This is a genomic window from Octadecabacter dasysiphoniae (genome assembly GCF_021532615.1).
Lineage (GTDB): Bacteria > Pseudomonadota > Alphaproteobacteria > Rhodobacterales > Rhodobacteraceae > Octadecabacter > Octadecabacter dasysiphoniae.
In genome coordinates this window covers 361545-380486 of the sequence record NZ_JAKGAQ010000004.1, presented here as the reverse complement: position 1 = coordinate 380486, position 18942 = coordinate 361545, and the positions used below count along the sequence as shown (strand labels likewise).

18 protein-coding genes and 1 pseudogene are annotated in these 18942 nt (G+C 55.6%); 10 read left to right on the top strand and 9 right to left on the bottom strand.

The window, feature by feature from the left end; genetic code table 11:
• Positions 1–304: 304 nt before the first annotated feature.
• The 5 genes from L0664_RS16290 to L0664_RS16270 are packed head-to-tail and all read right to left on the bottom strand — an operon-like array spanning position 305 to position 3808.
• On the bottom strand, positions 305–961 hold the full coding sequence (locus L0664_RS16290) for a DUF938 domain-containing protein (RefSeq protein WP_235226950.1): 657 nt from the start codon (positions 959–961) through the stop codon (positions 305–307).
• A complete protein-coding gene (locus L0664_RS16285) occupies positions 961–1716 on the bottom strand; it encodes an SDR family NAD(P)-dependent oxidoreductase (RefSeq protein WP_235226949.1) in 756 nt (251 codons plus the stop codon). The genes L0664_RS16290 and L0664_RS16285 overlap by 1 nt, the downstream gene beginning before the upstream one ends.
• Positions 1717–1719: 3 nt before the next feature.
• The gene (locus L0664_RS16280) at positions 1720–2106 is read right to left on the bottom strand and encodes a tautomerase family protein (protein ID WP_235226948.1); all 387 of its coding nucleotides are present in this window, start codon (positions 2104–2106) and stop codon (positions 1720–1722) included.
• Between the two features lie 15 nt (positions 2107–2121).
• The gene (locus L0664_RS16275) at positions 2122–2886 is read right to left on the bottom strand and encodes an SDR family NAD(P)-dependent oxidoreductase (protein WP_235226947.1); all 765 of its coding nucleotides are present in this window, start codon (positions 2884–2886) and stop codon (positions 2122–2124) included.
• A complete protein-coding gene (locus L0664_RS16270; protein ID WP_235226946.1) occupies positions 2876–3808 on the bottom strand; it encodes an NAD(P)-dependent oxidoreductase in 933 nt (310 codons plus the stop codon). Before L0664_RS16270 ends, L0664_RS16275 begins: the two co-directional genes overlap by 11 nt.
• Before the next feature lie 56 nt (positions 3809–3864).
• On the opposite strand from L0664_RS16270, the gene L0664_RS16265 reads away from it, so the two are divergent.
• On the top strand, positions 3865–4809 hold the full coding sequence (locus tag L0664_RS16265; RefSeq protein ID WP_235226945.1) for a LysR substrate-binding domain-containing protein: 945 nt from the start codon (positions 3865–3867) through the stop codon (positions 4807–4809).
• Positions 4810–5104: 295 nt separating this feature from the next.
• Here L0664_RS16265 and L0664_RS16260 read toward each other — a convergent pair whose 3' ends face one another.
• Positions 5105–5998 carry an AraC family transcriptional regulator gene (locus L0664_RS16260; RefSeq protein ID WP_235226944.1) on the bottom strand — a complete coding sequence of 298 codons (894 nt, stop codon included), beginning with the start codon at positions 5996–5998 and terminating at the stop codon, positions 5105–5107.
• 168 nt (positions 5999–6166) lie between these two features.
• On the opposite strand from L0664_RS16260, the gene L0664_RS16255 reads away from it, so the two are divergent.
• Positions 6167–7114 carry an SDR family oxidoreductase gene (locus tag L0664_RS16255; protein WP_235226943.1) on the top strand — a complete coding sequence of 316 codons (948 nt, stop codon included), beginning with the start codon at positions 6167–6169 and terminating at the stop codon, positions 7112–7114.
• A 565-nt stretch (positions 7115–7679) separates the two neighbouring features.
• Here the strand turns inward: L0664_RS16255 and L0664_RS16250 are convergent.
• On the bottom strand, positions 7680–11561 hold the full coding sequence (locus L0664_RS16250; RefSeq protein WP_235226942.1) for a VCBS domain-containing protein: 3882 nt from the start codon (positions 11559–11561) through the stop codon (positions 7680–7682).
• A 73-nt stretch (positions 11562–11634) separates the two neighbouring features.
• Between L0664_RS16250 and L0664_RS18590 the strand changes: the two genes are divergently transcribed.
• On the top strand, positions 11635–11757 hold the full coding sequence (locus L0664_RS18590; RefSeq protein ID WP_268821727.1) for a hypothetical protein: 123 nt from the start codon (positions 11635–11637) through the stop codon (positions 11755–11757).
• Between the two features lie 381 nt (positions 11758–12138).
• Here L0664_RS18590 and L0664_RS16245 read toward each other — a convergent pair whose 3' ends face one another.
• Both L0664_RS16245 and L0664_RS16240 read right to left on the bottom strand, forming a co-directional pair.
• On the bottom strand, positions 12139–12621 hold the full coding sequence (locus L0664_RS16245; protein WP_235226941.1) for a DUF1993 family protein: 483 nt from the start codon (positions 12619–12621) through the stop codon (positions 12139–12141).
• A 370-nt stretch (positions 12622–12991) separates the two neighbouring features.
• Entirely contained in the window at positions 12992–13357 is a 366-nt protein-coding gene (locus L0664_RS16240; RefSeq protein WP_235226940.1) for a winged helix-turn-helix transcriptional regulator, read from the bottom strand.
• 125 nt (positions 13358–13482) lie between these two features.
• On the opposite strand from L0664_RS16240, the gene L0664_RS16235 reads away from it, so the two are divergent.
• The 7 genes and pseudogenes from L0664_RS16235 to L0664_RS16205 all read left to right on the top strand — a co-directional run bounded on the left by L0664_RS16235 (position 13483) and on the right by L0664_RS16205 (position 18905).
• Positions 13483–14124 (top strand): NAD(P)H-dependent oxidoreductase, encoded by a 642-nt coding sequence (locus L0664_RS16235; RefSeq protein WP_235226939.1) that lies wholly within the window; start codon positions 13483–13485, stop codon positions 14122–14124.
• A 1-nt stretch (position 14125) separates the two neighbouring features.
• Positions 14126–14995 (top strand): DJ-1/PfpI family protein, encoded by an 870-nt coding sequence (locus tag L0664_RS16230; RefSeq protein ID WP_235226938.1) that lies wholly within the window; start codon positions 14126–14128, stop codon positions 14993–14995.
• Positions 14996–15012: 17 nt separating this feature from the next.
• Positions 15013–15666, top strand: coding sequence for a DsbA family oxidoreductase (locus L0664_RS16225; RefSeq protein WP_235226963.1), 654 nt, complete (start codon positions 15013–15015; stop codon positions 15664–15666).
• Positions 15667–15761: 95 nt separating this feature from the next.
• Positions 15762–15914, top strand: coding sequence for a hypothetical protein (locus L0664_RS16220; protein WP_235226937.1), 153 nt, complete (start codon positions 15762–15764; stop codon positions 15912–15914).
• A gap of 148 nt (positions 15915–16062) precedes the next feature.
• Positions 16063–16593 (top strand): annotated as a pseudogene (locus L0664_RS18585) (polysaccharide deacetylase family protein); the annotation flags it as partial.
• A 547-nt stretch (positions 16594–17140) separates the two neighbouring features.
• Positions 17141–18115: an ArdC family protein gene (locus tag L0664_RS16210; protein WP_418888037.1), complete on the top strand. Its 975-nt coding sequence runs from the start codon at positions 17141–17143 to the stop codon at positions 18113–18115.
• 331 nt (positions 18116–18446) lie between these two features.
• Positions 18447–18905 carry a DUF2267 domain-containing protein gene (locus L0664_RS16205; protein ID WP_235226935.1) on the top strand — a complete coding sequence of 153 codons (459 nt, stop codon included), beginning with the start codon at positions 18447–18449 and terminating at the stop codon, positions 18903–18905.
• Positions 18906–18942 lie beyond the last annotated feature (37 nt).

The following is an 18942-nucleotide window of genomic DNA, read 5'->3' as shown; positions in this document are numbered from 1 at the left end:
CGGTTTTCGGGCGTCTATTGATTTGAATTTTTCAAGACGATTTGTTGTAAGCCGCCGTTCATGCGTCTCGCAGCATTGGTCATAGTGGGCTCTCTTTTTCTCTTTTGCCGCGCGGTGCGCGAACGGCCGATCTGGGGGTGAAGCGACCTGCGCTGCACGGCTGACGAACTGGTAAGATGCGGGACAAACAGACCTTGACCAGTCAAACTCGAACGTCCGCTTTAAGCTGGCGATCTGCAGGTAGAGACCGTAAACACCCTTGAATTTAGCGATCGCTCCAGATGCTCAGACACTTCCTAGCTTGCTATCGTCTCCGAAAGACAAGGGCGAGATTGTTCGCGGGCATGTCGATCGCCTGTATGAACTCTAGGTTTGCTTCCTTTCCCTCAGATTTGACCCAGGCATCATCCTTATATCCAATTTCGGAATCAGATGTGCGCAAGCTGGCGTCAAACCGCGCATCACCCTCGCTCGTCAGCTCACCATCCCGTTTGAACGGTCCGTAAACTAACAACAGTCCTGTTCGGATCAAAGCTTTTGCTGCCTCTGCCAACAGTACCCTGGCCTCGGCTGCGCTGATAAGATGAAACAGGTTAGCCGTTAAAATAAGATCATTAGGAGCGATAGTGTTGCCCCAACCAGGTTGGGTGGCGTTCAACACAAGCGGAGGCGCGATGTTGGATAGACCGCTCTCAAGAGTGTAAGCTGTGATGCTGTTTAATCGAACCTGCTCCACTTCGGATGGGTGCCAATGCAAAGCTCGCATTGCTGCGGCAAAGGCAACGATATGTTGGCCGGTGCCGCTTGCGATCTCCAAAGCATCGCCAGTTAAGGGTGCGATGGACGAGACTGTTTCGCACAAGCTTTCAGTATTTCGCGATGCCGAAGGCGCATAAAGCTTCCCGCTTGCGTCAGGTACGGTCGCAATAGAGGCACTGGGTGGCGGGACGCGAATTTCCATCAAACATCGGGTTCCCGGTGGAGGGTTAAAGCTGAAAAACTCTGATCGGTTGGCATGATTTCTATCTGGTTGATATTCACATGTGAAGGCTGCGAGATCACCCAACTTACAGCCTTTGCCACATCGACAGGCTGTAATCCTCGAAAGTCTTGAGAGGCGGCTGTCGCCTTTCCTTCATCGCCGCGAAATCTAACGGAAAAGAACTCGGTATCTGTTACAAGTCCCGGTTGGATGTCTGTGGCGCGTATGCCAGTTCCTGCAAGGTCCGCTCTGAGGTTGAGGGTGAAATGACGAACAAAAGCCTTTGAAGCACCGTAAACATTCCCACCGGGGTAGGCATAGGATCCAGCGATCGAGCCGATGTTTATGACATGACCTGTGCCTCGTGCCACCATGTCCGGTAAGAACGTATGAACCACCGACAGCATTCCGGTGACATTGGTTTCAACCATTCGTGCCCACTCATCAAAATTGGCGGAACTAGCCATATCTACACCAAGTGCGAGTCCAGCCGCGTTTACGATGGCGTCGACAGAGACTGCCTGATCCTCAAGGGCGTCCCGTAAACTGCACACTGCAGCGCGGTCAGTGACATCAACTTGAACAGGCACCAAGCTGTCACCCAGCTTGGCTTTAAGTTCATGAAGCTTTTCGATCCGACGAGCAACGGCAACAACGACATGCCTTTGCTTAATCAACTCTTCGCAAACGGCAGCACCAATCCCGCTTGACGCTCCAGTGACAAGGATGTTCATCGCTCACTCACCTGCAATTTGTGCTTCGCCATTGCCAAACGACCAATCAATCAGATCGTTTTCGTTTAGAATTATCATTACGTCCTGTTTGCGCCACGCGACTCTGGAGTGCAGGTTTTCGGCAATCGCATTGTACAGGGCCCTTTTTTGTTCCGGCGTGCGGCCATGCTTCATGGTGATCTGAACAAAAATACACTTTTCCGAGCGATCTACGCCAAGGTAGTTGTCGTCATACATCAACTCGCCCTCGCCGTGTTCGGACAGAACCTGAAATTTGTCATCCTCAGGAATGTTGATCGTTTTGAACATCGCGTCGTGAATGGCTTGGCCGACGTTTTGTTTGAAAGACACAGTTTCTCCAGCGGGGATAGCGATACGGACGAAGGGCATAGTGTTACTTCTTTCTTAGGTTGTTGCCATTGCGGCGTTATCTACGACGAGCATTTCGCCGTTTATGAAGCGGGACTCGTGGCTGGCCAAGAACAGGACAGCGTCTGCAATTTCATCAGGTTCAGCCATGCGCCGTTGAAGGGCTGTGATAACTTCGATGCCGTTGATCGCCCCAAGCGCTTCCAATTCGCGAAGTTCATGATTCCCATGATCCGTTCGGATGAAACCGGGGCAAACAGCATTGCAGCGCACGCCACGGTCGCGAAACTCCGCTGCGATTGCACGTGTGAGTTGGACACAGGCACCCTTACTTACGCAGTAGGCCGCCTCCATCGCTGACGCACTGAGCCCTGAAATCGAAGCCATATTTACGATGCTGGCGTCTACTGATTCCAACATATGTGGTAGGAAACATCGAATAGAGCGGACCATACCCATGAGGTTGGTTTCCATGATCTCGGTCCATTCCCCATCCGAAGTTTCGAGGAACGGCTTTACGAGGATCGTGCCCGCATGGTTATACAACACATCAATCTGTTCGAACTGCTCCACCGTTGCTTTTGCTACGCGCTCAAGCTGCTCAACAGATGTCCAGTCGCACTGCCAAAAACGGGCCGAGAGGCCTCGATCCGTAAGGTGTTTAGCAAATGCGTCGCCTTCATCGGCGCGCAAGCCCAACATCACAACATTAGCACCCTGTTCAGCAAATTTACCGGCAGCAGATTTTCCAACCCCACTGGACGCGCCAACAACGACAACAGTTTTGCCATCAAAGCGCATTTGGTTCCCCTGCAGTGTAGGGTTCGATTGCGGACAGTTCGCAGGCGAGATTTACGGCATCTACCAGATCATTGCCTCCACGCCCTTGCGCTTGCAGCATGCGGTAAATGGACAGGCCCAGATTATTCAACGGCATCGAAACTTTGAGGTCACGCGCCAAGTATTCACAAAGCCGCAGGTCTTTATGCTGTAGATCGACAGAGAATCCGGGCGCATAGCTTTGCGCCCGGACCCGAGGCGCAAAGTAGTTTTCCAACCAGTAACTATTGGCATCTGTGTGTGTGAATGTCGTAAGCATCGTCTCAAGATCAATGCCCGCCGCTTTACCCAAAGCAAATGCTTCTGCTGCCACTAGATTGTGCAGGCCAGAGATATAGTTGCTGATCAGTTTAACGATGCTCCCAGTCCCGGCAGGCCCGAGCAATAGTGGGTGCTGACCAAGGACATTCATCAACGGCAGTGCTTTTTCAAACGACACTTCGTCAGATCCAGCCATGAAAGTCACATTGCCGTTTTTTGCGCCATCAACGCCTGCGCTCATCGGTTCACCACCGCTAACAGGCGCTTCAACGTAGTGCAGTGACGCGTCATGAGACGCTTGGTAATTCTGACGCGCAGTAGCTGGGTCTATCGTACTTAGGTCCAGAACGACTGCGCCGGGTTTTGCGGACGTCAAAAGGGGGCCACTCTGCGCGAATATTGATTTGCTTGCAACGGGATCCGGTAATGCAAGCAGGATGAAATCAGCATCTGCGACGGCGCTTGCAACGTCATCATGAAATGCCGCGCCCAAGCTTTCGACCTCAGAGCGTTTGGTGCTGTCCGTGTCGTGAACGTGGACGTTGTTGAATGCGGTTACGAGGTTGGCAAGGTAGATCCGACCAATAGACCCTACGCCGATTTGTGTAATTAGGTGTGACATGGCAATCGCTCCGTTTCAGTCTGGGCGTCTCGACAGGTATCGAACCGCCGTTGACTGTGACTAACGCGATATATACGATTTATTATAACGAATATTTTCAAAGCAATGATTTAGGAAATCTAATGGATAGAAATTTCGACACTTTGGTCTTACGCACCTTCGTCGCGGCGGCCGAGTGCGGTGAATTTGCGCATGCATCACGGGTGGTTGGTCGCTCTCAAGGTGCCGTCAGCATGCAAATCCAAAAACTCGAAAGGGTTGTCGATCAAACGCTTTTTCTGCGCCGCAAGGCGGGTGTGTCACTGACCGACGCGGGTCGCCGTTTTCTACCGCATGCAAAAAATATTTTGGATGCTAAGGACCATGCTCTGCGGGAAATGGCGGGGTTTAATGTGCAAGGTGACGTGCGTGTCGGGATACCACAGGATTTTGCGGAAACCTTCCTCCCTGGCATTCTGGGGGCGTTTACACGGTCGCATCCATCTGTCCGATTGACGGCGCATGTTGATCGCAATGTGGACCTTGGCGAGGCTGTACGCCGTGGACACCTCGACCTTGCTTTAACCTTTGGTCTTCACACCGCCGCCGAAGGGCAGGTGCTTGCAGAAGTTCCTGCGGTCTGGATTGGACCCAAAGACTATCGTGTTAGCGTTGAAAAACGCGTCCCACTCGTTGCGTTCACCGCACCGTGTATATTTCGCGAAATTGCCCAGAACAGTTTAACTTCTTGCGGGTTAGGGCACCTTGTTTCGATGAACAGTACAAGTTTGCAGGGACTATGGACGGGCGTGAATGCGGGTTTGGGAATTGCGGTCAGAACGCCCATTCAACTTCCTCCACATCTTACGGTCTTGGGTGCCGAGGCTGGGCTCCCGCCTTTACCATCCGTGAAAATCAGACTGCACCATGCAGAACATACTGCGAGCGAAGCCATGGTTAGGCTGAAGAATATTCTAAAAGAAGAGATCGCGGCTCATCTGCCGATGAATCTCATGCAGTAGTGGCAGCTGACCAGCATCTAGCCCATAGCTGGCCTACAAAAGTAACTGCCGCGCCTTACTTAACATAACAAGATAACTGATCGAAGCGGACATTCATGCGCCGTGCAGCATCTGTTAAAGTTGGGCTCTTTGCAGCCATCGGATGCGGCGCAGCATCTGCAATCTTGGCCTCGGCTGGCGTCACTCACGGCCCATTGCGGCCGTTGACCGCGTCATCTCGTTGCTGCGGTTGCAGTCGCATAGCAGACGTTCAACGTCGGCGCGAAATCACAGAATGCGTAGACATCGCCACCGATCAAACACTTCCAGTCGGAACATGATGACCGTTGCCCCACTGTCGTGGGGACTGCCCATACATGCGTTTGAACTCCCGACTGAACTGAGAAAGGCTGACGTAGCCGACGCCGATAGCCGCCTCGTTCACTGTTATGCCCCCTGCAATCTTCATGGCAGCATTGTTGAGCCGCATTGATTTCACGAATTGGATCGGAGCCATTGTTGTGACTTGTTTAAACTTGCGATGAAAAACGGCACGGCTCATGCCTGCACGGGACGCCATCTCATCAATAGAGATTGGCACATCTAAATGGGACGACACATGCGCAATGGATCGTGCAATGGCGTTACCAGCACCAAAGGCTTGCCGTGCAAACAAGCCAGCCTCGCCTTGCAGGATCGCATAATAAAGTTCACGCAGTCGAGCATCGCCAAGAACTGCCACGTCGGTTGGATTTGCGCCAAGCTGTAAAAGACGCAAAAGCGCATCGGTGAAACCTTCATCCCATTCTGCCAGTCTGATCCCATGCGCCCGCAGGTCGCCTTTGACCATGGGAAGCGCGCCGTCGACATTTTCCATCTCTAAAGTCAGTTCCGTCATGACCCGTTGGTTCAGCGAAATAAAAACACCATAGAGAGGATCATCAATGGATGCGTTAGGTGTCCCAGCCTTCACTGGCATCGACATAGGGCAGCACAAATACTTGCTGTCGTCGTAAATAAATCGATGGCCATCCAAGACTGCCTCCTTGGACCCACTAACGATAGCAACGACGCTGGGTTCATACACCGCCGGAACACAAGGGATCGCTTGTGTTGCGCGAAACAAGCGCACACCCGGCATGCCGGTTTCCATCAAACCGTCTTGGTCCGTGCGATCTTCGATAAGTTGTTTGATACTTTGTTTGCTCATGCAGCCAATTTAGTGTCTCAGAATCCGCGCTGGCAACCCAAACGATACAATCAGGCAAATATTAGCGACGATCCCGCCTATTTCAAGGAACCAGCGAGAGTTATCTACACCTTTAAGACGCGAACAGGCACCGCGCGGCTGGTGTGCCGACTCATAAGGACCAACACGATGGCAGATATGACATTCGGACCCAAAGGCTGGACGACAGAACGCCTCGGCTCACTCGTAGGAAAAACCTATGTGATCACCGGTGCCAACTCGGGTGCTGGTTTCCAAGCTTCGCGCACCTTTCTATCAAAAGGCGCAAAGGTTGTGATGCTGAACCGCAGCGCAGAGAAATCAACCGCCGCTGTGAAAGACCTGAAAGACGAATTCGGTGCGGAGGCCGATGTCAGCTTTGTACGGATGGACCTGTCTGATTTGGCAAGTGTACGCACCGCCGCAGAAGAGCTGATGAAGACTGTTCCACAAATCGACGCGCTGATCTGCAACGCAGCTATCGCACAAGTGCCAACCCAGAAGTTCACAGTTGATGGGTTTGAAAGTCAGCTTGGCACAAACCACTACGGCCATTTTGTGCTGTGCGGGGTGTTGTTTGACAGGATCGAAGCCAGCAAAGGCCGTATCGTCGTTGTTGCTAGCCTTGGCTACAACATGGGGATCAAAACCATCCAATTCGATGACATGAATTGGGACAAGAACTACGGCGCCAATCCTGTTTACAGCCAGAGCAAGCTGGCCCAGATGATGTTTGCATACGAGTTACAGGATCGCCTGAAGGGAACAGGCTTGAACGTTCAGGTCTACGTCTGCCACCCCGGTGCCTCCGCGACATCACTTATCAGCACGAGTGGAGGTCTCATAACGCGGTTGACGTGGTGGCTGATGAGTAAGACGCCGATGGTCCAAACGGCCGAGAAAGGGGCTTACCCCGAGATCATGTGCGCGACCGAGGACGGGCTGGAACAGCGCGCGCTTTATGGCCCGACCGGGTTGATGCAAACGGGCGGACCTGTTGGCAAGGGCACGCTCAATCCTCATGCCTATGACAAGGCGGTCATGGAAAAGCTGTGGAGAGTTTCTGAAGAAGCCACGGGATTCAGTTGGGCCTTCTGATTGCCTCACTGATGCGGAGTGCTCAAGACTGTACGTAGCAGCAGACATCACACTGCAGCCGGGTCACCACCCAGGCCTCGAGGTCTCGGTCATCAAGGGCGGCCCATAGCGGGCTCTCAACTCCTTTATCGGATGCTGCGGTTGCAGCCCGCTTTGCGGTCATTCGCCGCATGAGCGAAACTGGTGGATGGACGAACTCACACATCGCGGGACTATGCGGACCTTAGAGCGTTCTCAACCAATGGCTGCTTACAATAAGTGTGATCAAGGCCTCAACGAAAGCAAAGAGCAGTCGGACAAAAGGCCTACATCGACTACGAGAACGGTGTGGCCGGATCAAAACTCGTGCCCGGTCGTCTTGAAAACTGCTCGGCCGATCTGGAGCGATACGCAATTAGAACGCCATCAGAAAGCTCATCGGCGCAGCATCAAACTGATGCGGCACCGGTCAAAAGTCTGCAGATGGCTCTACACCTCGCAACGATAGAGGGGCATTTGCGGGGGAGGGTCGAATCCTACGTTGGCCGAGCAGGAGACGGGCGACGTCTTCTGCAGTGAAAATTGCTCACGCGAGGATCACGTGATCGGCGGTCAGGATGTCGGGGCTGACATCGGTCAGGAACACCACCGTGTCGCCGTCCAGATCAATGCGCGTATCGTGACCACCGGGCCCGTCTGCACTGACAACCGCCGAGAATTCGGCGAAATCGGCGAACCCAAAGTCGCTCACATCCAGTCTGTCGCCCTCGGCGCCGTCGAAATCAATCACCGTGGTGGACCCGTCGAGGTTGCGGAACGTCATGATGTCCGCGCCCTGCCCGCCCGAGATCCGGTCCGTGCCGCCGCCACCGTCGATGGTATCGTCGCCGGTGCCCGCAAAGATCACGTCATCGGCCACCGTGCCGGTCATCGCATCATCGCCCGTGGTGCCGATCTGCGTCGCGGCGCCCGAGAAATCGCCGCCGAAGATCACGAAGCTCGCGCCGGAGTCGCTGCCATTCGGATCGTCTCGATATGCCCCGACGATCAGATCGTCGAAGCCGTCACCATTCACATCCCCCGCCCCGCTCACTGAGATACCCGACTGGTCAAACTCCGACACCCCGTTGATCACAAAGCCACCAATGCCGCTCTCGATGTCGGACAGCTCCACTGCTGTCCCATCGCTCTTGCCGAAGACCACAAAGCTGGCGCCGGAGAGACTGCCATTCGGATCGTCTCGGTAGGCTCCGACGATCAAGTCATCCAAGCCGTCGCCATTCACATCTCCTGCCCCGCTCACTGACCAGCCAGACCTGTCAAGCAACGCCACACCATTGATCACAAAGCCGCCAATGCCGTCCTCGATGTCGGACAGCTGCACCACTGTCCCATCACTCTTGCCGAAGACCACAAAGCTCGTGCCGGACGACTCTCCATTCGGATCGTCGAGGGGCGCCCCCACGATCAGATCATCGAGCCCGTCGCCATTCACATCGCCTGCGCCGCTGACCGACCGACCGGAGTAGTCAAGCGCCGCCACACCGTTGATCACAAAGCCACCGGTGCCTGCTTCGATGTCGGACAGATTCACCGCATCGCCGTCCCCCTTGCCAAACACCACAAAGCTTGCACCGGAGGACTGGCCATTCGGATCGTCTCCCCAAGCCCCAACGATGAGATCGTCGAAGCCGTCGCCATTCACATCTCCCGCCCCGCTCACCGACCGGCCGGACAGGTCACCCGCCGAAACGCCATTGATCACAAAGCCGCCGATGCCGCTCTCGATGTCGGAAAGCTGCACAACGGTCCCATCGCCCTTACCGAAGATCACGAAACTCGCGCCGGAGCTGGAGCCATTCGGATCGTCTTGTTCTGCGCCAACGATCAGATCGTCCAAGCCGTCGCCATTCACATCGCCAGCCCCGCTCACCGACCAGCCAGACCCGTCACCCTCTGCCACACCATTGATCACAAAGCCGCCAATGCCACTCTCGATGTCGGACAGCGCCACCGCGGTCCCGTCACTCGTGCCGAAGATCACAAAGCTCGCACCGGAGTAGTCGCCATTCGGATCGTCCTGATATGCTCCGACGATCAGATCGTCGAACCCGTCGCCATTCACATCCCCCGCTCCGCTCACCGAGCGACCCGACTGGTCATCCTCCGACACACCATTGATCACAAAGCCGCCAAGGCCGTCCTCGATGTCGGACAGCTGCACGGCTGTCCCATCGCTCTTGCCGAAGATCACAAAACTCGCGCCGGAGTCGTCGCCATTCGGGTCGTCTCGATATGCCCCGACGATCAGATCGTCCAAGCCGTCGCCATTCACGTCCCCGGCCCCGCTCACCGAGTAGCCAGACCTGTCAAACTCCGCCACACCATTGATCACAAAGCCGCTGGGATCCGTGCTGCTCTCCAGTGCAGCAAGCTGGATCGCATCCGACACGCCCGTGATCGTGACGGTGACGGTCTCCTCGGTGCCATCCGCGCTCAGCACCGTGAAGCTGTCGGTGAGCGTCTCGCCTGCGCCCAACGTCTGGATCGCCGCTTGGGTGTTATCCGCCGTGTAGGTCCAGGCGCCATCTGCATCAATGTCAAAGCTGCCGTAGCTGCCAGCCGTGCCGCTCTGCGCCTCAAAGCTGGCCTCGCCGGTATCGACATCCGTCACGCTAAGCGCGCCAGTCGCCGTGAGCGTTGTCGCCTCATCCTCAATCACAGCACCAGTCGTCTCGCCCGTGATCACCGCCGCATCATTGACCCCGGTGATCGTGACGGTGACAGTCTCTTCTGTGCCGTCCTCCGTTTCAACGACGAAGTTGTCGGCCAGAGTCTCGCCCTCACCAAGGTTCTGGATGTCCATCAGCCTGGTGTCCGCCGTGTAGGTCCAAGCGCCATCCGCATCGATGTCAAAGCTGCCGTAAGTCCCGACCGTGCCATTTTGCGCCTCAAAGCTCGCCTCGCCGGAATCGGAATCCATCACGCTCAGCGCACCCTGTACGGTCAGCACAGTGGCCGTGTCTTCCGTCAAAGCCCCGGTGGTCTCGCCGGTGATCACAGCCGCATCATTTTTTCCAGTGATCGTGACCGTGACGATCTCAGGTGCGCCATCCTCAGGGGTGCCGTCGACGCTGAGCACCGCGAAGGTTTCCGTCAACGTTTCGCCTGCGCCCAACGCCTGGATCGCCGTTTGACTGTTATCCGCCGTGTAGGTCCACACCCCGTCCGTCCCTAGGTCGAAGCTGCCGTAGTTGCCCGCCGTCCCACTTTGCGCTTGGAACGACGCCTCGCCCGTATCCGCATCCGTCACGCTAAGCGCGCCCGTCGCCGTGAGGGTCACCGCATCATCCTCGGTCACGTCACCCGTCGTGTCGCCCGTAATCACCGCCGCATCATCGACCCCGGTGATCGTCACCGTCACGGTCTCACTGGTGCCGTCCACAGTCTTGACCGTAAAGCTGTCACTTACTGTCTGGCCGTCAGCAAGGCCCTGTACCGCCGTCAGACTGTTGTCTGCCGTATAGATCCAGGCGCCATCCGCATCGATGTCAAAGCTGCCGTAGCTGCCCACCGTACCGCTCTGCGCCACAAAGCTCGCCTCACCGGTATCGACGTCCGTCACGCTCAGCACACCCGTCGCCGTGAGGGTTGTCGCATCATCCTCAATCACTGCGCCCGTCGTCTCGCCCGCAATCACTGCCGCATCATCGACCCCGGTGATCGTCACCGTCACGGTCTCTTCCATGCCATCCGCCGTTGTCACCGTGAAGCTGTCACTTACTGTCTGGCCATCAGCAAGGCTCTGGAGCGCAGTCAGACTGTTGTCTGCCGTATAAATCCAGGCGCCATCTGCATCGACATAAAAGCTGCCGTAGCTGCCAACCGTACCGCTCTGCGCCTCAAAGCGCGACTCGTCCGCGTTCGGGTCCGTCACATCCAGCTGACCAGCGGCAGTGAGAACATCATCCTCGGTCACAGCACCGGTCGTCTCGCCCGTGATCTCCGCTGGGAAATTCTCTAAAGCGTCCAAGCCACCTGTCAAAGCCGCAAGCCCTAATCCCGTGAACACCGTCAGTCCGGTCGGAACACCCTCGGCGACCCCAACCCCAACCGCCGCTTGCGCAATCGCCTCCGCGACATCCGCAGGCACCAGAACCGAACCGTCCGCCATCACTTGAACGGACCCGGCACCAACCTGCACCTGCGCGCCGTTCTCCAGCGTAATCCGCACCGAACCATCGGCCTGAACATCGACCGATACGACCCCGTCAATCTGACTCAACGAGGTCGATGCCGTCTGCGCCGCGGCCTGTGACGCAAAGGCCGGCAACACCAAGATCAACCCCGCCAACGACGCGGGTTTGCCAAAAGCCGCAACATGACGGCGCATCGCCTCTGACAAAAGCTGACGCCCACGCACGCGCGGCGTTTCACCCTGCGCATCGTCAAGATTGACGTCTTTCATACCGGTAGCCCCTGCGTTCAAATATCATGAGATCAGCCAGCCATGCGGCGCACGAACAGCTGTCACGGCGCACATGCCCGTGATCGAACGCCACAAAACGCAGGTCAGCGGCACGATTGAAATATCGATCCACAGCTTTGGCCAACATCGGCAAACATTTGGCCGAAAAGCGATGTTCGCACATCAGGCCGTTTGAAACGTATGGTGAAAGATTACCGAGGTCATCGACACATAATGTCAGCGTCAGCCTCGCCCTCCCTGACGCTGGAATGGTCAAGCAAGCAGGCCTAGCGCCCGAAACCTCAGCACTTGTTGAATTTTTTGGGCTCTTTTCGCGGCCGTCGGAGCCAATGCAGCATGTGGGCTTCTAGGCTGGCTTGCGAGGTAGAGGACGGCCCAAAGCCGACCTCCACGCATGGTCTGAGATGCTGCGTCGCGGCCCGTCAGACCGGACATTCGCTGCAAGTGCAAAATCAGGGACCGCTCGAATTCACAGACTGCGGACAAAGTGTGAATTCGCTGCGGCGGCGCCAATGGCAGCTTTCATCGGACTGGTCCGCTTCGTCGCAGCATCAACTCAGTATTCATGCAGCCCATCGAAATCTGCCTTTCCAAGTGTGACGCCGGCATGGCGCAGCCCAGCATAGGCCAGGGTCAGGTGGAACAGCATGTTCGGCAGCGCAAAGCGAGCGATGTAGTCGGTGGTTGACTGATCAAGTGATGCCTCTCCTGCCACGTGCCGCACACGCGCCGTCCATTCGAGCGTCGGAAGATCGCTGATGCTCTTGGCAACAGCCGTATGCAGAGCCCGTACAGAAGCAATGCTGTAAGGCTCTTCAATCTCGGGCACATCTGCGCCAGCAGGAAGACACAGGGCCCGACCCGCAAATTGAATCGCAACCGCGAGATGAAAGCCAGTGTCAAAGCTGTCGGGGGCGAGCCTGATCGCCATTAGCGTCTCGGTCTCAGGTTCGTTCTCTAAAATGCCCAACAAGTGATCCGCTTGGCTGAGATAGTGTTTGACCGAGCGGACGAGCGCCGTCTCTGCGGTGAGCGTCATCGCAAATCTCCTTCTGCGAATAACATTTTCGCAGTTTGCATTGATTGTTGAACAGCCTTGGCAGCATAGGCATCCAGTATAATGGTCATTTGACCATTGCGCAGCATCCGTCACTCCGGGCTCACAGCGGCCATCGAATGCGGCGCAGCATCTGTTCAAACACCTCTTGCGCGTCGCCACGAAAGGCCCCTTAGGAGACATTCAACGCCCACTTCCGATGCTGCGGTCGCAATCCGCATTCCTGCCATTCCCTGCATGCGCAAAATCAGCATTTGATTGAATTCACGTCCTGCGGGAAAATGTGCGAATTCGCTAAGTTAACACCAACATCTGCTTTCCCAAGTAGAACCTAGACTTATGCGATGGGTGCCTACTTTGCGATGGCCTCGTCATATGTCTCGCGCGCAGCATCGATCTTGGATAGGTTTTCCAGTGCCCAAAACCCCAAGGCACTGACGGGTTCGCGAAACGACTCCCCCATCTCGGTCAGGTTATATTCGACCTTTGGCGGGATCTTAGGATGATAAGTTCGGTTCACAAGACCGTCGCGCTCCAACTCCTTCAACGTCCGGCTGAGCATACGTTGCGAAATCCCGAGGTTGCGTTTCAGTTCATTGAACCGCAGCGTTCCATATTCGGCCAATGAGATCACGACCAGCACGCTCCACCTGTCACCAACGCGCGATAGAACCTCGTTGATGCGGTGGCAATCTGGGCAACGGTCGTCATCTAACATAGTGGTTCCCTTTTTGTGACCGAGGTTCAGGCATGTGCCTTCTTGCGGCAGTCTTTGGTATCGATTAGATCGTCAGTTACAAATGTATACTGACCCAAAAGGGTCCTGACAATAGGATCAGATCTATGACCGCCAAGCCACTCGACGACCTTTTGAACTGGCGCTATGCCACTAAAAAGATGGACCCGTCAAAAGCCGTCCCACAGGAAAAAGTTGATGCGATCATCGATGCCATCCGCATGGCACCGACGTCCAGTGGCACGCAGCCATTTGAGCTAATTGTTGTGACCAATCCCGACATTCGCAGCAAAATTGCTGAGGCCGCCGGTGGTCAAGCGCAGATCACAGATGGGTCTCATGTGTTGGTTTTTGCGGCTTGGGATAACTATACAACCGAACGGATCGACGAGGTTGTTGACTTGAACGTTGAGGCACGGGGCGACCTTCCGATGCTGCACGCCTATTATGACAATCTGAAGTCCAATTACCTGCCACGCGATGCGGAGACGAACTACGCCCACGCCGCGCGCCAAGCCTATATCGCGCTCGGCATCGCGCTGGTCGCCGCGGCAGAACAAGAGGTCGACAGCACGCCAATGGAAGGCTTTGACCCTAATACAGTCGATACGATCCTTGGCTTGAAAAAGCGCGGTTTGCGGTCAGTTGTCTTGATGCCTTTGGGTTACCGCGACCCGACTGCCGATTGGTTGCTGCCAATGGATAAGGTTCGCAAATCCCGCGACACGATCGTGACTGAGGTCAACTAACATGGGCTTTCTTCGCAAACTTTTCCGCGCGCAACCGCAACCGACGGCCGACGGTGCATTCAGCCCGTCCCCTCTTGCGATCAAATTAGGTACGTCGTCCACCACGGATTATGACGGCGGTGCCTACGCGAAACGCTATGAGGGCACTCGCAACCGCGTCCTGATGATCTGCACCGAAGAGCGCAATATGACGATGGCCAACGGTAAGAAATTCTCGACCGGGAACCACCCTGTCGAGATGGGCCTGCCGATGCTGCATCTCATGAACGCAGGGTTCGAAATCGATGTCGTGACGCCAAAGGGCGCCCCTGTCGCGATCGAAGAATGGGCGATGCCTGCGGATGACGCGGATATTCAGAAATTGTACCGCGACTTGGCCGACGCATTTCAGAACCCCGGCAGCCTTGCCGATTTCGCCGCAAACTCCATGACTGACGACACGCCTTATGCGGCGGTCTTCATTCCGGGCGGTCACGGCGCAATGCTTGGGCTGCCTGACAATGCGGACCTTGGCAAAGTACTACACTGGGCGCACAACACGGGCCTTCATACCCTTGCATTGTGTCACGGTCCTGCTGCGTTGTTGGCAGCAAAGAACGACGCAGGTTTCTTGTATGACGGCTATAAGATCACAGTGTTTCCCGATGCAGTAGACAAGCAAACGCCGATGATTGGTTATTTGCCCGGGCCGATGCCGTGGTGGGTTTGCGAGAAACTGAACGCATTGGGCGTGGAAACCATCAACAAAAAGGCCGACAATTCAACCCATGTCGACCGCCGTCTCGTGACGGGCGCAAGCCCACAAGCTGCCAATACCTTCGGCAGGCTCGCCGCAGAAACATTGCTAAAACGCACTGACGCGAACTCCTAAAACGAAAGGCGCACATCATCACTGACACAAAATCCCCGCTTCGCATCGATATTGTCTCGGACGTGATGTGCCCTTGGTGCGTCATTGGCTACCGCCAACTTGCGACGGCTTTAGAGGCAAGCGATGTGGATCATGAAATCCACTGGCATCCGTTTGAGCTGAATCCGAATATGCCGCCCGAAGGGCAGGACATCGGCGAACATTTGGCCGAGAAATACGGAACAACGCCTGAACAATCGGCAGACAATCGCGCGATGATGACCGCGCGCGGCAAAGAACTGGGGTTTGAGTTCAACTTTGCCGACGGTTTCCGTATGCACAACACGTTCAACACCCACCAGTTGCTGCATTGGGCAAATGAGGTTGGCCGCAAGAGCGATCTCAAGCAGGCGCTGTTCACGGCCCACTTCACCCACGGTCGGAACTTGTCAGATGATGCCGTCTTGGTCGAAATTGCGGATGCGATTGGTTTGGGCGCCGTGGATGCCAAAGCCGTTCTGGAAGATCAAAGGTTTGCGGCCGTCGTGCGGCAAGAGCAGCAGTTTTGGATCCAGCAAGGGATCAACGGTGTGCCTACCTTCATCTTTGAACGGCAGCATTTGGTGACGGGTGCTCAGAGCGTTGAAAATTTCAAAAGCATACTCACTCAGTTGCAACATCAGGATGCCTGACCAGTCCTTTTCTGCAAGTGGGGCAAAAATTTTGTAACTGGATTCTACATTGACCGGTGAATGCCGACATTCGCGGCACGCAGAAATTCGGTAACGTGGAAACTCTGCGGACCTCCGATGCGGCGCAGCATCTAACGGATGAGCTGAAACCTGCACGCCAAGGACGGCCCTTTGCGGACCTTCGCCCAACCATCAAGATGCTGCACCAGCAGCCCGCAAAGCTGCCATTCGTCGCGCGTGCAAAATGAAGGCTGCTCGAACTCACAGATCGCGGGACTTTCCCGACCTTCGCTGCGCCTGCGCCAATGACCGCTTGCTGACTTCAGATCACTGGCCTCGATCAACTCACGCCGTTATGATCCTGTCAAAATAATCGAATTTGAGCAGGTATTAGAGATGTTGCGCAGCAAACAATTTTATCTTTTTTCGGGAGCGCTGATGGCAGGAGTGCTCGGCTTTGCACTTGCATCGTGTGTGCAAAACCCCGCCACAAACCCGGAGTTGGTCACTGCTTCAGACATCACAACAGCACCATCACGTGTCGCCATTACCATTGATGATCTTCCTTATGTCATGCCATCGCGTACCAGCCCAGAAGACGGCTTAAGATACACCAATCAAATCACGGCTGTTCTGCGAGAGCATGGTATTGTCGCAACTGGCTTTGCAGTAGGGCAACAAGTCAATCCCCAATCACTACATGCGCTACAAGCTTTCGCAGATGCTGGCCACACAATTGGAAATCATAGCTGGACGCATCCTGATTATGGAACGCTGACACGCGATGCATTTTTCGAAGAAACGCGTCGGACTGACGAAGTGTTGGCGCAGTGGATTGATGAGCAACGGTTTTATCGTTTTCCGTTCTTGCGTGAAGGGGAGACTGAAGCAACGAAGGCGGCAGCGACAGAAGTCCTATCGGAACTAGGGTATCAAAATGTCCCAGTAACGATTGATAACGATGAATGGCAGTTCAATGCGGATTATGTTGCTGCTCTGGAAAACGGCAATAACGAAGCAGCTGCGATTATAGCACAGAACTATTTGGCCCACATGCACGAGCGCACGTCATTCTTTCAAAGTCTAGCGATTGAAGAACTCGGTGGCGATGTTGATCATATCCTGCTCATTCACCTCAATCGGATCAATGCAGATCACCTTGGGACACTTCTTGATTGGTATGACGAACAAGGCTGGGCTTTCATTCATGTTGAAGAAGCAATGATGCATCCTCTTTTTTCTCGCCCGGACATTTATGTAGGACCGCGTGGGCTGTCTCAGATTGAAAGAGTGCTTGGCGGGAAGCGGGAACCGGCAAGCGCCGCCTGCGGCGTCGGTTCCGGTCGAGAATTCCGGTTCCTCCCCCGCGCAGGCGCGCGGTTCCCTCCCAAATTCACGCCCTCCACCCAGTTGTCATGGCCCCGCCAGGCCGCAGGACGGGCTTTGCCCTTACCTGCTCTGCCCTTCGGAATGCATGGGCATTCCAAACAACAAAACAGGAAGGCCCGCCCATTGGCGGAAAGGGACAAGAGCCCCCGATCGCGTCACTCTAGGAGGGTCACAAATGACCAAAGAGAAGTTTCACGTTTACGCGCATGTCACCAATCAGATTGTTGCGCAGATCGAGGCGGGAACACCGCCCTGGCGCGCGCCGTGGACCGGCGGCGGGACATCGGCCAGCTTGCCGGAACGGTTCAACGGCGAGGCTTATCGGGGCATCAACATCCTGATGCTTTGGGCCACGGCGATGAATAAGGATTACAGTTCTGCCCGCTGGATGACGTTTAATCAGGCCAAGCAACTGGGGGGCCATGTACGCAAGGGGGAGAAATCCGCCACCGTTGTGAAATATGGCACCGTCGAGCGTGAGGATGAAAACGGCGAGGAACGCCAGATCCCCTATGCCAAGGCCTACCGCGTGTTCAATGCCGACCAGATCGAGGGTTTGCCCGCTGACTTCTACATCCTGCCCGATCCGCCCCGTGATCTTGGCACCGTGGCCGATCCTACGTTAGAGGCGTTCTTTGCCGCAACCGGTGCGCAGATCGACGTGACCGAGGAGCCGCGCGCCTATTACAACATCAAGACCGACCGCATTCACATGCCACCGATTGGCACGTTCCACCGAGCGGCAGGATATTACGGCACCTTGGCGCATGAGCTGACCCACTGGACAGGGGCGACAAAGCGGCTGGACCGTCTGGGCCGGTTCAATGATTGCAAGGCCTACGCGTTTGAGGAGCTGGTCGCGGAAATCGAAAACTGCATGCTTTGTGCACAGATCGGGGTCGAGCCTGAATTTGACCAGAGCGCGGCCTATGTGGAAGGCTGGCTTGAGGCGATGACGGAAGACAACCGCGCGATTTTCCGCGCCTCATCCGAGGCGGAGAAGGTCGTGGATTACATCATGGCCCGCACAGCACAGGCTGACCGGATGGCCGCCGAGTAACGGCCCGCACCACCGAAAGACCAAGGCCTCTTCCATCAGACTGGGGCCTTTTGCGTTGGGGTCTGATCCTGGCCATTGGGGGTGTCAGGATGATCTGTCGGCGGGCAACCTGAAGCCCACCCGCCGATAGGCCCGGCGCTTCGCGCGGACGGACATTTCATGCCCAAATCAGCTATTCGTGCAGCACGTAGCTAATGCTACCGCAGTGCCCTAAGTGACCGATGCTGCGGATTGCACGAAGGTCTGCTATTGCGGGTGGGTTAGACTCGACGTGTCGATCTCCCTCCGGTTATGTTCGTTAGCGACTTAATGTGTGTAAGGTGAGACCGTAATGCCGATGCCGTGGACATACCGCCACGCTTCCAAAGAGTGGCGCGCCTTTCTTGATGATGTGAAAGAACGCATGTCTCTTGAGTCCGACAATATGGCTTACACCGCTGTGGATGCTGTTTTGCAAGTCTTTAGACGCCGTTTGACTGCAGAACAGGGGCTAGCTTTTGCGGGCATACTTCCGGCGGTCCTCCGCGCGATTTTTGTGAAAGATTGGGATGTTTCCAAACCGCCGGTTCCATTTGCGGAGCGACAGGTCCTCACTGATGAGGCCAAGCAGGTCCGCGTGAACCACAACCTAACACCAGACAACGCGATCGAAGCAACAGCATGGGCAATCCGACGCTGCACCAACAGTAGGGATTTCGAAAGAGTGCTGATGCAGCTTCCAAATGGGTCAGTGGCGTTTTGGCATGTCGATGTTGAAGACCCAACGGAACTGGATCAGCGGATAATCTAGCAGCGGAAGCGGACCTTCCGAATGAGAAAACGAACGG

Excerpts from the sequence above, each read along its gene's own strand:
- L0664_RS16210 (WP_418888037.1), top strand. The coding sequence starts at position 17,141 with ATGGGCATTCCAAACAACAAAACAGGAAGGCCCGCCCATTGGCGGAAA.
- L0664_RS16275 (WP_235226947.1), bottom strand. The coding sequence starts at position 2,886 with ATGCGCTTTGATGGCAAAACTGTTGTCGTTGTTGGCGCGTCCAGTGGG.
- L0664_RS16205 (WP_235226935.1), top strand. The coding sequence starts at position 18,447 with ATGCCGATGCCGTGGACATACCGCCACGCTTCCAAAGAGTGGCGCGCC.
- L0664_RS16240 (WP_235226940.1), bottom strand. The coding sequence starts at position 13,357 with ATGTTAGATGACGACCGTTGCCCAGATTGCCACCGCATCAACGAGGTT.
- L0664_RS16270 (WP_235226946.1), bottom strand. The coding sequence starts at position 3,808 with ATGTCACACCTAATTACACAAATCGGCGTAGGGTCTATTGGTCGGATC.
- L0664_RS18590 (WP_268821727.1), top strand. The coding sequence starts at position 11,635 with ATGCCCGTGATCGAACGCCACAAAACGCAGGTCAGCGGCACGATTGAA.
- L0664_RS16245 (WP_235226941.1), bottom strand. The coding sequence starts at position 12,621 with ATGACGCTCACCGCAGAGACGGCGCTCGTCCGCTCGGTCAAACACTAT.
- L0664_RS16285 (WP_235226949.1), bottom strand. The coding sequence starts at position 1,716 with ATGAACATCCTTGTCACTGGAGCGTCAAGCGGGATTGGTGCTGCCGTT.
- L0664_RS16280 (WP_235226948.1), bottom strand. The coding sequence starts at position 2,106 with ATGCCCTTCGTCCGTATCGCTATCCCCGCTGGAGAAACTGTGTCTTTC.
- L0664_RS16230 (WP_235226938.1), top strand. The coding sequence starts at position 14,126 with ATGGGCTTTCTTCGCAAACTTTTCCGCGCGCAACCGCAACCGACGGCC.
- L0664_RS16260 (WP_235226944.1), bottom strand. The coding sequence starts at position 5,998 with ATGAGCAAACAAAGTATCAAACAACTTATCGAAGATCGCACGGACCAA.
- L0664_RS16255 (WP_235226943.1), top strand. The coding sequence starts at position 6,167 with ATGGCAGATATGACATTCGGACCCAAAGGCTGGACGACAGAACGCCTC.
- L0664_RS16235 (WP_235226939.1), top strand. The coding sequence starts at position 13,483 with ATGACCGCCAAGCCACTCGACGACCTTTTGAACTGGCGCTATGCCACT.
- L0664_RS16250 (WP_235226942.1), bottom strand. The coding sequence starts at position 11,561 with ATGAAAGACGTCAATCTTGACGATGCGCAGGGTGAAACGCCGCGCGTG.
- L0664_RS16290 (WP_235226950.1), bottom strand. The coding sequence starts at position 961 with ATGGAAATTCGCGTCCCGCCACCCAGTGCCTCTATTGCGACCGTACCT.